The sequence below is a fragment of the Massilia sp. METH4 genome, assembly GCF_037094685.1.
In the GTDB taxonomy this organism is placed as follows: Bacteria; Pseudomonadota; Gammaproteobacteria; order Burkholderiales; family Burkholderiaceae_D; genus Rugamonas.
The window spans coordinates 6,528,728-6,541,629 of record NZ_CP146614.1 but is presented as its reverse complement, the minus strand read 5'-3'; the positions used below and the strand labels follow the sequence as shown (position 1 = coordinate 6,541,629).

Here is a 12,902-nt window from a genome sequence, read left to right as displayed (position 1 = left end):
TTGCCGCCGGCATGTCGATGAAGCAGCGGTTCGATGCGGCCGATCGCGACCGCTTCGCGGTGCGCTTGGCGCCTGGGCAGGTACCCGGCCGCTCAGTGGCGGAGCTTCGCGGCGATGCTGCGCGCCGGCCGGCGCGCGCGCAGCCGCAGGCAGGGCCGCTCGACGGCCACGTACAGCAGCGTGGCGAAGGCCAGCGACGCCAGGCCGTAGACGGGCAGCGCCAGCCACGCGGAGCGCTCCGCCAGCCCGGGCAGCCAGTCGTCCAGCCAGGCGTACACCTGCTTGTGCATGAGATACAGGCTGAAGGCCAGCGTGGCCAGCATCCGGACGCCGGGCAGCGCGACGGTACCCAGCGGCGTACCCGTGCCGATCGCGCCGACCAGCAGGCAAGAGAAACCCAGCGCCAGGAGCGGGAACAGCACGATTGCGCCGGCTGCCCCGGCCGGCGCGATGCCGGTGCCGGCCACCACGAGCGCGGCGCCCGCGGCCAGCAGGGGCCAGGCGTGGTTTAGCAGGCGGTTCCACCATGCCGGCCGGAACGCACGGGTGGCAGCGACCGCCACGCCGGCCAGCAAGCCGTCCAGCCGCGCACAGGTCGGCATGTAGATCGCGCCTGCATAGTGGCGCATGGCGCCGCCGCCGTCGCCGGCCGCCACGGCGGGGCCGACCAGCGCGTGCCACAGCCAGCCGCGCAGCGCCATTCCGCCAAGTACCAGCCCCGCCGCGATCGCCACCACGGCCGATGCGCGCATGCGGCCCGCCGCCAGCCACGCGCACAACGGCAGCAGTAAATAGAAGTGTCCTTCCACGCACAGCGACCAGGCATGGGAAAAGGCCGTGCCGCGGGTCCAGTCGGGCGCCAGATTGATGGTGAAGGTGAGGAATTTCCACAGCGGCTGCATGGCGCCGCCCTCGCGCGATGCCGGCAGCGCCAGGTACAGCGCCAGCACGGCGCCATACGCGGGCAGGATGCGCAGCGCGCGGTCGCGCAGGAAGTCATCCCAGCCGGGCATGCAGCCTTGCGCGAGCTCGCCGAGCAGCTTCCAGCCGACCAGGTAGCCGCTCAGCACGAAGAACAGGTCCACGCCCATCCAGCCGTGCTCCACGAAGCCCGGCAGCGAGATGCCGTGGCTGCTGGCGTGGTACAGCATCACCGCGCCGATGGCGCCGGCCCGCAGCAGGTCGACGCCGGGCAGGCGGACGGTCACAGCGCCGCCTCGTATTGCAGGCGGAAGGTCGCGTGTCGTGGCGCGGCCGACTGGCGCACGGTTGCCGTCGTGCCGTCGTCGTAGTACTGGCCGTCGCGGTTCACCATGTGCGGCACGCCGGCCAGCGTGGCCTTCCACTGGCCTCCCGTCGCCCGCCACGAGGCATACGCTTCCAGTTCGCGGCGCATGCCCGTGGATTGCACCAGGTCCGGCGCGCTGCGCGCTTGCCATCCGCCGACAAGGTTGGCATTCGCTCCCGCTTTCACGCCGCCGGGAAGTTGCGCGTCGATGCCCAGGTTGGCAGTCAGCGGCGCCTGGTTCGCCAGGCGGTTGGCGGGACCGGGGAGGGCATCCGCGCGCGACCAGTTGCGGGCGAGGTTGGCGCGCAGCTCGATGGCGCCGAGCGGCAGCCGGCCATCGAACTCGATGCCGCGCACGCTCGCCTTGCCGCCGTTGACCGGCTCGCTGACCCAGGTGCCGCCTTCTTCCCACAGCCGCGTCATCGTCACATCGCGCACGCGCCGCGCATAGGTGGCGACGCTGGCCATGGCGCCGCGCGCGAAATAGGCTTCCCACGCCAGGTCGAGGCCCCATGCCAGCTCCGGGCGCAGCAGCGGATTGCCCTGGTAGTCGGGGGTGGTGGGGCCGTTGCCATTGTTGACGGTGTAGCGGCGCGGCACCAGCTCGGCCGGCTGGGGCGCCTTGTACGTGCGCGCCAGCGCCAGCCGTACCTGGTCGCGTCCCGCGCTGGCCGGCCGCCATACCACCTGGGCGACCGGGCTCCACACGCGCGACGCGGTGGCCGCGCCGGCAAAGCCCCGCCCCGCCGTGCGGGTATCCAGGCTTTCCCAGCGCAGGCCGAGATACACCTGCACGCGCTCGCCGGCGGCCCATTCGTCCTGCGCGAACCAGGCCAGGCGGCGCACCTGGGCGCGGTATTGCTGGTCGAGCGTGTGGAACGGCAGGCCATCCGGACCGCTGTCGCGCTGCGCGCGCGTCTCGCCGCGCCGGGTGGCTGCGCCATCCCAGCCGAAGGCGAAGTCGTGGCCGGCGGCCAGCGGGATGGTGAGCTTGCCGCTCGTGCTCGCGCGGCGTTCGGTGGCGCGCGAATCGACCGCGCGGTGCAGCCACGGCACCCCGGCGGCATCGACGCCATGGAAATGGTAGTCGCCATCGCGCTCGCTCGCTTCCAGGCCGCCCTTCACGGTGAGGCGGCTGTTACCGGCGCGGTGCGACCAGCTGCCGTCCACCTTGGCCAGCCAGCGCTCGTACAGGGCGCGCCAGCGCGCATCGGGCGAGGCGGTGGACTCCCCCTGCAGCGTCGTTTCGAGCTGGCTGGCCTGGGTGTCGTTGCGGCTCGCGTCGAACAGGCCCTGCAGCGCCAGCGTGTCGCCGCCGGCCGGCTGCCAATCGAAACGGGGCGCGACGCCGAGCTTGCGAACGCGGGAATCCTCGCGTTCCGCGAAGCGGCGCAGGGCGGCCCCTTCCGGCCCGCCGCTGCGCTCGTCGACCGTGCGCCCGTTGCGCCGCCGTGTTTCATCGACCGTGGCCACGAGCGCGTACGCGGCCACGCCATCGCGCCAGGTGCCTTGCAGCGTGGCAGCGGGACTCACGCCACCGCGACCCGCTTGGACGCCCAGCTTGGTCGCGCGGCGCGGCGCGCTGGCCGCCTTGCGCAACACGATGTTGATCGACCCGGCGATCGCCTGCGCGCTGGCGTCGGCCTGCGCGCTGCGCTGGATCTCGATGCGTTCCACCAGTTCCGGCGAGAGGCTGTCGATGGCGAAGCCGGCGGGCGCCGGCTGGCCGTCCAGCAAAATCTGGGTGTATCCGGCGCCGAGCCCGCGCATGCGAACCTCGCTGCCGGAGACGCTGAGGCCAGGCTGCCGCTTCAGGGCGCCGGAAAGACCGGTGTCGCCGAAGCGGCGCAGTTCCTCGCCGCCGACCACGATGCGGCCCTGCGCGTCGTCGCGGCGCAGCTGGAGGGTGGCGGAACCCTTAACCTCCACCCGCTGCATCGCTTCCTGCGCGCCGTCCTGCGCCGTGGCGTTGCCGGGGGCGACGAAGGGCAGTGCGCACAGGCACAGTACATGGGAAGGACGGCGAAGCGGAAAGGCGGGTTTCATAAGAGGCGCAAGGTCGAAGGAGGCCCGAGTATAGACAGCCGGCTGACGGCCAGCCACCGCATGTGACGAGGGCGCCGGCAAATGGGACGAGCGGGCGGCCCGCCATGCCTGCCGGCGTTCATGGCGCTGCTATACTGCCCCGCCATGAACGCCGTGCTCCGCTCAACCCTTTCGTCCGCTCCCATGCAATACATGCGGATAGCGCTGTCGCATGCCGCCTTCTGGCTGGTCCTGTGCCTGGTGGGCGCGACCGGTTCGCACAGCGACGCGCTGCGCAGCCACGACGACGTGGCCTTCCTGCATCTGTTCTGGAGCTGGTGCTGGAACCACGTGCCGGTATGCATGCTCGGCATGGCGGTGCAGGCGATCCATCGCCGCTGGCCCGACTGCTTCTTCGACGGCAAGCGCGTGGCGGCCGGCTACGTCTTCGTGGTCCTCGTCTTCCTGCCCCTCGAGCTGATGTTCATCGCCGTGCAACACGTGCCGGGCGATGGCATTCCGCCGCTGCGTACGGTGCTGGAACAGGTGCTCGCGATGCGCCGCTTCGGCTGGTTCACCGAACTGGCCTGGACCAGCGGCACCTACATCGGTGTGATCGGCCTGTGTGTGTGGCGCCGGCACCGCCAGCGCGAACAGGCCTGGCTGCAGGCCGAGCGCGACAATCTCCAGCTGCGCCTGCAAATCCTGCGCGGCCAGCTCGAACCGCATTTCATGTTCAATGCGCTCAACGCCATCAGCGCCCTGGTGCGGTCCGACGACCGCGCGCTGGCGGTGGCCGGCATCCGCCGCCTGAGCGACCTGCTCCGCTATGCGCTGGCGGCAAGCGAACGCGAATGGGCCACGCTTGCCAGCGAGCTGCAATTCACGCGCGATTACCTGGCCCTGCAGCGCCTGCGCTACGGCGACCGGCTGCAGGTACACATCGAAGGCGACAGTGCCGCCGTGCTGCGCGCCGATTGCCCGCCGTTGCTGCTGCAGCCGCTCGTGGAGAACGCCCTGCGCCATGGGCTCGACCGCAACGGCTGCCACGGCGAGATCCGCATGACATTCGCCGTGCGTGGCGAGGAGCTGGCGATTTGCATCGTCAATCCGCTGGTACGTGATACGCCCCCCAATCCGGGCGCCGGCATGGGGCTGCGCAATGTGCGCGCCCGCCTGCAGAATGCCTACGGCGCGGCTGCCGTGCTGCGCACCGGTGCCGAGGGCGAGCATTACATGGCCGAGATCCGCATGCCGCTGTACGGCACCGAGGCGGACGACGGCGAGCTGCTGGCCACCGCATGAGCACCGTGCGCAGCGTCCTGATCGTCGACGACGAAGAGCCGGGCCGCATCAACCTGCGCCACGCGCTGGCCCCGCATCCGCACTGGCGCATCGCCGGCGAATGCGCCGACGCGCACGCCGCGCGCGCGCTGCTGGACGGCGGCGGCATCGACCTCGTGCTGCTCGATATCTACATGCCGTCTGGGTCCGGCCTGGAGCTGGCGCGCGAGCTGTCGGCACGGCCGCGGCCGCCCCTGATCGTGTTCGTGACGGCGTTCGACAGCTATGCTGTGGAAGCCTTCGGCGTCTACGCGCTCGACTATCTGCTCAAGCCGGTCGACGACGAAGGGTTGGCACGGGCGCTTGCCCGCGCCGGCGACCTGATCGAACAGCGCCAGCTTGCCGCGCATGCGGCGGCATTGCGCGACTGGGCGGGCGCGCAGCGGCAGGCGGCGCAGCCTGGCTACCTGCGCCAATTGAATGTGCGCTCGGTCGGCCGCATCGACCGCATCGATCTGGCCGAAGTGGAGTGCATCGAGGCCGCCGGCAACTATGTCGAGTTGCACATGGCCGGGCGGCGCTTGCTGCACCGGGCCGCCATCGGCACGCTGGAGCGCCTGCTCGACCCGGCCAGCTTCGTGCGCGTGCACCGCAGCGCCCTGGTGCGCATCGACCGGATGGCCGCGCTGCGCGGCAAGTCCGACGCCATGCGTTTCCTGCTGTTGCGCTCGGGCGTGGAGGTGCCGGTCAGCGAGCGCCATCTGCCCAGGGTGCGCGCGCTGCTGGCCGGTCAGTCCAGGTAATCCGCATACTCGCGCTGCGCGTAGCCCTTCAGTTTTTGCCACGGCAGGTCGCGTGTGAGGTTGCCAGCCACTTTCAGCTCGGTGCGGTAGTAGACCGTGCCTGCCTTGTCGCCGCTCTCGATGACGAGCGGGATGCCGTTCGCATCGTCCCACAGCACGCGCTCGAACAGGCCGTCGCGTTCGCGCTCGCGCCAGCGGGCGCCCGCGACCGTGGACGGGCGCTGCGTCACGCGCATCGCCCGCAGGCCCTTCGTATCGAGCAGGTAGTAGGCATGATCCCAGGAGCCGTCGAAACCCACGTTGTCGTATTCGCCGGGCGGAATGGCGATCACCTCTCTTGCGTGCGGGTCGACGTAGCGCAGCTTGAGCTTGCCGTCCTGCAGCGCCACGTGGCGCGGCAGGGTCACGGGATTGAAATGCTTGTGGCCCACGCTCTGGCGCGCGGCCGCCTTGTGCGGCCCCGCGTCGTGGTCATGGCCATGGGGCGCCACGCTCGCCGGCAATACCCGTGCAGTCCACACATTGCCGGCGCGGCGCAGCACGGTTTCCTCGTAGCGGGCCTCGCGGGTGACGCCTTCGGCCGTGACGACCTTGCTGTAGCGGGTGACGCGCAGGTCGACGTCGGTACCGGCGTGCGCGGCACCGGCGGCCAGGACGCCAAGGCCCAGGAAGATCGTTTTCATGTGTTCCTCATCATCCAGGAAAGCGGGCTTGCCGCTCCGCTCAGAAGCCGAACGCCGTCTTCAGCAGCCCGAACACCTTCGTGTTATCCATCGTGCCCTTGAACGCCTTCGCGCCGGCGCCGGTGGCGAGCAGCTTCACGTCGCCGCCGCCATGGGTTTCGCTGGACAGCCGCACGCCGGTCTCCTGCAGGTAGTTGTCGGCCAGGACGGTGGCGCTTTCCAGGTTCGCACGCACGTTCGGACGGTTCGGGCCGTTGCCGAATACCAGCGTGGTGTAGGTATTGCCGTCGGCATCGCGGTTCGGCTGGTTGTCGCGGTAGCTGCGGTTGATGTCCAGGATGGGATTGCCGCGCTTGCCGTAGCCGTTGATCGCCAGCGTGTGGTCGTGGTCGGCGGTCACGACGATCAGCGTGCTGGCCAGCGTCGGGTCGGTCTGCTTCGCCTTGTCGAGCGCGGCTTTCACGGCATCGTCGAACGCGATCGTGTCGGTCAGCGCGCGCTTGGCATTGGTGCCGTGCAGTGCGTGGTCGATGCGGCCGCCTTCCACCATCAGGAAGTAGCCGTTGCTGTTCGCCGCCAGCAGGTCCATCGCCTTCACCGTCATCTCGGCCAGGCTGGGCTGGCTGGCGCCTTCGCCCAGCGGCGGGGTGGCGGTGCGGTCCAGTTCGTATTCGAGGTGGCTGCGGCTGCTGTACAGGCCGATGAATTTCTTGCCGGCGGCGGCCGCATGCATTTCCGCCTTGTTGGCGGCGACCGTGTAATCCCGCGCCGCGAGTTCGGCCAGCAGGTTCCGGCCGTCGGCGCGGCCGGCCGGGTTGGTGCCGGCGGCGAATGGCGTGAAGTGGTTGCGCCCGCCGCCCATCAGCACGTCCACGCCGTCGCCCAGTGCCGTGTTGAAGCCGGCGCCGCCCGGCACCAGCTGCGCGGCGATCGCATACTGGGCATTGCGGTTGCAGATGTGCGCCCAGGCGCTGGCCGGCGTGGCATGCGTAAGCTCGGTGGTGGTAACCGTGCCCACGGACTTGCCCTTCGCCTTGGCCAGTTCCAGGATCGTCACGGCGGCCGTGCCGTTGCTCGCGGCGCAATTGTTCACGCCCAGGTTGCCGTTGGCGTCGCGCCCCGGATTCGTCGCCACCGTGTTGGCGGACATCGAGATGACCTCGTTGTTCATCTTTACGCCAGTCATGTAGGCGGCCATCGACGGCGCGCTGTCGGTGGTCTGCGCATCGTTGGAGAATGTCTTGATGCGGGCGGTGCGTTCCAGCGTGTCCATGGTGAGGTTGCCGTCCTCGCCAACCTTGAAGATGCGCGCGGCCGTGATGGTGGACGGGCCCATGCCGTCGCCGAGGAAGAAGATGACGTTTTTTGCTTCGCCGGCCGCGTGGGCGGCGGAGAAGGACAGTGCCAGCGCGGCGCAGGGCAGGGTACGCTTCAAAAGCTTATGTTTCATGTGCATGGTTCCGTATCCGATGGTTCTTACAGGCCGGCGGCGTTCTTCACCAGGGTGAACACCTTCGTGTTGTCGATGGTGCCGGTGAACGTGTCCGCACCCTTGCCGATCGCGCCCAGGAACACGTCGGTACCGCCGTGCGTCTCGCCGCCCACGCCCATGCGGATCGCCGCTTCCTGGTGGTAGGTGTTGGCGCTGGTGGCGTTGTCGTCCAGCGCCGCCTGGCCGGCACGGCTGGCCTGCACGCGGTTCTCGCCGTTGCCGAAGCCGATGATGGAGTACGGCGCGCCGTCGAGGTCCTTGTCCACTTCGCCCGTCACGTAGTTCTTCACCACGCCCAGCACGCCGGCATTGCCGGCGGCGGTCTTGCCGGTCCGCCTGGCGTAGCCGTTCAGCACGAGGGTGTGGTCATGGTCGGCCGTGACGACGATCAGCGTGTTCTTCAGTTCCGGGTCCTTCGCCCTGGCCTTGGCGATCGCCGCCTTGATGGCCTCGTCGAAGGCCACGGTGTCCTGCAACGCCTTCTTTGCCGTGGTTTCATGCAGCGCATGGTCGATGCGGCCCGCCTCCACCATCAGGAAGTAGCCCTTGCCATTGCGGGCCAGCACGTCCATGGCCTTGGTCGTCATGTCCGCCAGGCTGGGCTCCTTCGCCGGATCGCGGTCCAGGTCGTAGCTCATGTGGCTGGACGTGAACAGGCCGAGCAGCTTGTCGGTCCTGGTCCCGTCGATGGCATTGAGTTCGGTGCCGGTGCCGGCCCACGCGTAGTTCTTCGCGCGCAGCTCGGCGACCAGGTCGCGCCCGTCCGCGCGCCGGCCGCCATCCTTGACGGGCTTGAAGAACTGGCTGCCGCCACCCAGGATCACATCCAGGCCGGTCGAACCGAGCGCGCTGTTGTAGCCCGTGCCGCCCGGCACCAGGGCGGCGGCGATGTCGTTTTCCAGGTCGCGATGGCAGATGTGCGCATAGGTCGCGGCCGGCGTGGCGTGCGTGACGCGCGCGGTCGAGACGACGCCCGTGCCCAGGCCCTGCGCCTTGGCCAGTTCCAGCAGCGTGGTGGCCGGCGTGCCGTTGTTCGTGCCGCAGTTGTTGCCCAGCCGGTTGCCTGCCGCGTCAGTCACCGGGTCCACGGCCCTGGTGTCCTGCGACATGGAGATGACCTCGTTGTTCATCTTTACGCCGGTCATGTAGGCGGCCATCGACGGCGCGCTGTCGGTCACCTGCGCGTCGTTCGAGAACGTCTTCACGAAGGCCGTTTCCGGCAGCGTATCCATCGTCAGCTCGCCATCCTCGCCGACCGAATAGATGCGTGCCGCGGTCATCGTGGTCATGCCCATGCCGTCGCCCAGGAAGAAGATCACGTTCTTCGGTTGCGGCACGTCGACGCCCGGCGCCGGGGTGGGCGTGAACGTGGTGGACGCGTTGCCGCTGTCGTTGCCACAGGCGGCCAGCAGCGTCATCGACAGGCTGGCGATCAGGAGGGACTTGCGGTTCATGGCGTGGGTTGGCTGTTGTAAGAAGCAGAACGATAGCAACCCGACATGACCGGCTCATGACACCGCCTTCGTCTCCTTCCGTTCCGGCGCGCGCGACGCCGCGCCCAGCTTGCGGCCCAGTCGCCGCCAGCCGATGACGATGCCGGTCACGCTCATCACGGTACCGCCGAGGCCCAGCCCGATCAGCACGGCATCCCACAGCGGCCGCCGTTCCAGCAGCGGCAGCCAATCCCAGCTGTGCAGCATGGCGAACAGCCAGCGGCTCCAGCGCTTGTGCCGGTCGCTTCGATTGATCACGGCGCCCGTGTGCGGGTCCAGGTGCACCCAGCTTTCCTGCGGATCGGCAAACACCACGCGCAGGACCGGCAGCGGCTTGGCCGAACCGCCCGTCATCGTGTGCGCATCGCGGCTGTAGTAATACAGGTCGTACGCCGCCAGCCGCTCGATGCGCCGCACCGGATGGCCCAGCAGGCCCGCAGCCGCCATTTGCAGCGCCGTACCATCGATCGAGACCGGTTGCGCGGCGCGTGCGTCGAGCACCGCAGGCCGGCCCGTCGCCGGCTGGGCGAGGACGAGCGTTTGCCCCAGCATTTGCGTCCAGCGCAGCTCGCGCACGTTGCCGCCGGCGAGCAGCGGGGCAGGCGTGGCATCGAGCGTGGCGGGATCGAGCTTGCCGCCCGTCAGCGCGGCCATGCGCAGCGGCGCGGCCCCACCGTCGAAGACGTGCCACGGGTTCATCGACATCAGGCCGCTGAAGATCCACGTGATCGTCGTGAGCGCGAACAGCAGGCCGCCGATGTGATGCCAGCGCATCATGGCGCCGGGGTACGGGGTGCGCGCGCCGCTGCGGTAGGGCCGCCGGAAGCGCCAGCGCAGGATGCCGGCGATGGTGCCCGTGAGCGCCAGCGCGATACCGGCGATCGACAGCCAGTTGACGATATCGGCCCAGTACCGGTCGAAGGCATTGCCGCGGAACGGGTACAGCCAGTGAATCCAGGCGCCGGCGTAGTTCCACAGCCGTTCGGTGCGCGGGGCGTCGCGCACCACTTCGCCGGTGGCGCCCGAGATGTGCAGCAGAGTGCCCTCGGCATCTTCCACCATCACCCGGTGCAGCGGGCGATGCGCATCGAGCCCGCGCGAATGCGTGAACGCATCCTCGTCCACGGTGCCTGCGTAGCGCAGCGCGACGTTGGGGCCGGCATAGGCACGGGCGCTTGCCAGGGCGCGCGCTTCGTTCGTGCCGGGAACGCGGCGGCCGGTGCGCGCATCCACCACGACCATGGCGTGGCCGGAACGCGGCCCGTCCGGCGTGACGAAGTAGGCCGGTCGCCCGGCGCTGGCGGCGGCCAGCCGCAGTTCCTTCAATGGCCCGGCAAGGCCGGCGTTCGCCAGCGCGATGGACGGCGCCAGCAGGCCAGCGCCGTCCACCACGGGCAGGTGCGCGAGCCGTTCATCGTCCGTCAGCTTCGGGTAGCCGACATACATCATCACCATGCCGGACATGAACCACATGGCGAAGAAGGCGCACAGCACGATGCCGAGCCAGCGGTGCGCCAGGAACAGCAGTCGTTTCAAGGACATTCCCATGGCAGCCTCAGAACGTGAAGCGCAGCGCCATGTCCGCCGTGCGCGGCGCGCCCAGGTAAGCCATGGTGGCCGTCATGTTCACGGCGTGCAGCCGGTCGCCCGCATTGCGCACGCGACCCACCAGTTCCACGTTGGGCGAGAAGCGGTAACTCATGCCCAGGTCCACCAGCGTGTAGGACGGCCACCGGATCGTGTTCGGCGCGTCCGCATAGACGCTGCCGACGTGGCGGATGCCAACGGTGCCCTTCAGCGCCGGCGTGAACAGGTAGGTGAGCCACACGTTCGCGACCGTGTCCGGCGTGTTCACGGGGCGCTTGCCGGCGAGCCAGAGGCCGCCCTGGCGGTAGTTCTCGTACTCGGCATCCACGCGCGTCACGTTCGCCTGCACCGACAGCTCGCGCGCCGGCTGCAGCCCGAGCGCCAGCTCCACTCCTTTCGCCGACTGCTCGCCGACAAGGATCGTGAGTGTGCTGTTGGCCGGGTCCTGCGTGGCGATATTCACGCGCGTGATGCCGTAGGCGGCCAGCGTCGCCGTGCCCTTGCCCTGCCAGAAGTCGAGCTTGACCCCGATCTCGGCCTGCCGGCCCGTCGTCAGCTCGCTGTTGTTGCGCACATCGGCGAACGAGGCGGTCGACAGCACGCCAGACGGCGGATCGGCGGCCGTCGCGTACTGCGCATAGGCGGTGGCGCCGGGTGCCACGTCCCACACGAGGCCCACGCGGCCCGTGGTCGGGCCGTAGCGGCGCGCGAACGTGGCCGGGTTGGCGGCTGTCACTTCGCGGCGGTTCGTCAGGTCCAGTTCGATGCGCTCGTGGCGCAGCGCCGTCACGAGGTTCAATGCCGCCAGCAGGGCGGTGCGGTTTTCCGCATACACTGCGGTCGTGGTCACCTTGTTGTCCCGGTCCGGGCGGAAGCCGGGCACCATGCCCGGGATGTCGAAGAAGCGCTCGGTCGCGAAGCGGTACGGGTCCACCGTGTCCACAGTGGCCGCGAGGCTGTTGGGGAAGCGCGTCTGCCGGTTCACGCTCACGTCCAGGCCGAACGCCCATTCGCTGCGGCGCCCGGCCAGCGTACCCCGGTAGAGGCCGTCGAGGCGGTTGCCGACCACGCGCTGGTCGTGCCGTTGCAGCAGGACGCCGGAGCGGGTCACGCCCTTATTGTCCGAGGTGAAGCGGTAGTTTTCAACGTTGCGATAGTCGCGCAGCGCGTCGTAGGCATACATTGTGTTGGTGACCTGGGCTCGCTCGCTGGCCTGCCATGTCGCCACGGAGCGCAGCCAGTGCACGCGCTTGGCGTACACCCCGTCGGCGCTGTTGTAGTTCCTGAAGCGCGTGCCTTCGTCCACCCGCGCCGTGCCGGCGATGGGATGCATGAGCGGCGTGCCCCAGTAGGGCCGGTCCACGTCCTCGTCCTGGAATTCATAGGCCAGCGTGTGCGTGAAGCGCGGTCCGAAGTCCGAGCGCAGCGATGCCGCAAGCTGCGTTGCGCGGGTGTGCGTGCCGTCGATCCAGTTGCCGGCATCGCGGTGGTTGACGTCCAGGCGGGCGTAATGCGTGGTAGCGCCCGAGCCGCCGAGGCGCCGGTTCAGGCCGAACGACGCTTCGTTCAAGTCGTCGCTGCCATGGCGCAGCCGCGCTTCGGCGAACTCGCGCCGCTCGGCCGTCTTAGTGATGTAGTTGATCGATCCGCCCACGGCGCCGGAGCCGAACAGGAAGCTCGACGCCCCGCCGATCGCTTCCACGCGCTCGTAGATCCAGCTGTCGATGGGCCGGGCCGCGATCGAATACTGGACGTTGATGCCGTTGAACAGCTGGCTGATGGAGCCGCTGCCGAAGCCGCGGTAGCTCACGCCGATATTGCCGGGCGCGTTGTGCGCCGTGATGCCGGGAATGGCGCGCAGGATTTCCTGCGTATCCTGGGCGCCCCGTTGCTCGATCGTGGCGCGATCGACGATCGACACGGTGGCGGGCGTTTCGCGCACCGTGAGACCGAGGCGGCTGCCGGTGCCGGCGGGCGCGTCCAGGTCGAGCAGGGCGTCGCCCCGCAAGGTCGCGCCGGTGATTTCCACCGTGGGCAGAATGGGGTTTGTCTCGTCATGGACGATCCTGGCGGCAGTTCCCGCCGCGGGCAGGGTGGCGCCCGTCTGGGCATGGGTTGGCGCGGCGGCGCACGCCAACGCGAAAGGGACGGCGGCAAGCGCGCCGTTCCCCGAAAGGGAAGACATCATCGATACCTCTGGCTGTCGCCCGCGGGCGGGCGAATGGAGATCCGGCACCGTGGACGGCG

The 12,902-nt window shown here is 69.5% G+C and carries 9 protein-coding genes; 2 read left to right on the top strand and 7 right to left on the bottom strand.

Annotation, left to right across the window (positions count from 1 at the left end):
* Positions 1–92: 92 nt before the first annotated feature.
* Together V6Z91_RS28360 and V6Z91_RS28355 are read right to left on the bottom strand one after the other, a co-directional pair.
* Positions 93–1,208 (bottom strand): acyltransferase, encoded by a 1,116-nt coding sequence (locus V6Z91_RS28360; protein WP_338764254.1) that lies wholly within the window; start codon positions 1,206–1,208, stop codon positions 93–95.
* Positions 1,205–3,334 (bottom strand): TonB-dependent receptor, encoded by a 2,130-nt coding sequence (locus tag V6Z91_RS28355; protein WP_338764252.1) that lies wholly within the window; start codon positions 3,332–3,334, stop codon positions 1,205–1,207. The genes V6Z91_RS28360 and V6Z91_RS28355 overlap by 4 nt, the downstream gene beginning before the upstream one ends.
* 183 nt (positions 3,335–3,517) lie before the next feature.
* Here V6Z91_RS28355 and V6Z91_RS28350 point away from each other — a divergent pair, with 183 nt between their 5' ends.
* On the top strand, positions 3,518–4,618 hold the full coding sequence (locus tag V6Z91_RS28350; RefSeq protein WP_338764249.1) for a histidine kinase: 1,101 nt from the start codon (positions 3,518–3,520) through the stop codon (positions 4,616–4,618).
* A complete protein-coding gene (locus tag V6Z91_RS28345) occupies positions 4,615–5,400 on the top strand; it encodes a LytTR family DNA-binding domain-containing protein (RefSeq protein WP_338764247.1) in 786 nt (261 codons plus the stop codon). The genes V6Z91_RS28350 and V6Z91_RS28345 overlap by 4 nt, the downstream gene beginning before the upstream one ends.
* On the opposite strand, the gene V6Z91_RS28340 is transcribed toward V6Z91_RS28345, so the two are convergent.
* Genes V6Z91_RS28340 through V6Z91_RS28320 form a run of 5 tightly spaced genes read right to left on the bottom strand, consistent with a single transcriptional unit; the run spans position 5,388 to position 12,840 of the window.
* Positions 5,388–6,083: a hypothetical protein gene (locus V6Z91_RS28340; RefSeq protein WP_338764244.1), complete on the bottom strand. Its 696-nt coding sequence runs from the start codon at positions 6,081–6,083 to the stop codon at positions 5,388–5,390. The genes V6Z91_RS28345 and V6Z91_RS28340 overlap by 13 nt on opposite strands.
* A 40-nt stretch (positions 6,084–6,123) precedes the next feature.
* Entirely contained in the window at positions 6,124–7,533 is a 1,410-nt protein-coding gene (locus tag V6Z91_RS28335; protein WP_338764242.1) for an alkaline phosphatase, read from the bottom strand.
* 26 nt (positions 7,534–7,559) lie between these two features.
* Positions 7,560–9,029 carry an alkaline phosphatase gene (locus V6Z91_RS28330; RefSeq protein WP_338764239.1) on the bottom strand — a complete coding sequence of 490 codons (1,470 nt, stop codon included), beginning with the start codon at positions 9,027–9,029 and terminating at the stop codon, positions 7,560–7,562.
* 54 nt (positions 9,030–9,083) lie between these two features.
* Positions 9,084–10,616 (bottom strand): PepSY domain-containing protein, encoded by a 1,533-nt coding sequence (locus V6Z91_RS28325; protein ID WP_338764236.1) that lies wholly within the window; start codon positions 10,614–10,616, stop codon positions 9,084–9,086.
* 7 nt (positions 10,617–10,623) lie between these two features.
* The gene (locus V6Z91_RS28320; protein WP_338772092.1) at positions 10,624–12,840 is read right to left on the bottom strand and encodes a TonB-dependent siderophore receptor; all 2,217 of its coding nucleotides are present in this window, start codon (positions 12,838–12,840) and stop codon (positions 10,624–10,626) included.
* Between the last annotated feature and the right edge of the window lie 62 nt (positions 12,841–12,902).

Bases quoted from the DNA above. Each gene is read 5' to 3' on its own strand.
- V6Z91_RS28355 (WP_338764252.1), bottom strand. From the start codon at position 3,334: ATGAAACCCGCCTTTCCGCTTCGCCGTCCTTCCCATGTACTGTGCCTG.
- V6Z91_RS28345 (WP_338764247.1), top strand. From the start codon at position 4,615: ATGAGCACCGTGCGCAGCGTCCTGATCGTCGACGACGAAGAGCCGGGC.
- V6Z91_RS28340 (WP_338764244.1), bottom strand. From the start codon at position 6,083: ATGAAAACGATCTTCCTGGGCCTTGGCGTCCTGGCCGCCGGTGCCGCG.
- V6Z91_RS28350 (WP_338764249.1), top strand. From the start codon at position 3,518: ATGCAATACATGCGGATAGCGCTGTCGCATGCCGCCTTCTGGCTGGTC.
- V6Z91_RS28335 (WP_338764242.1), bottom strand. From the start codon at position 7,533: ATGAAACATAAGCTTTTGAAGCGTACCCTGCCCTGCGCCGCGCTGGCA.
- V6Z91_RS28320 (WP_338772092.1), bottom strand. From the start codon at position 12,840: ATGTCTTCCCTTTCGGGGAACGGCGCGCTTGCCGCCGTCCCTTTCGCG.
- V6Z91_RS28330 (WP_338764239.1), bottom strand. From the start codon at position 9,029: ATGAACCGCAAGTCCCTCCTGATCGCCAGCCTGTCGATGACGCTGCTG.
- V6Z91_RS28325 (WP_338764236.1), bottom strand. From the start codon at position 10,616: ATGGGAATGTCCTTGAAACGACTGCTGTTCCTGGCGCACCGCTGGCTC.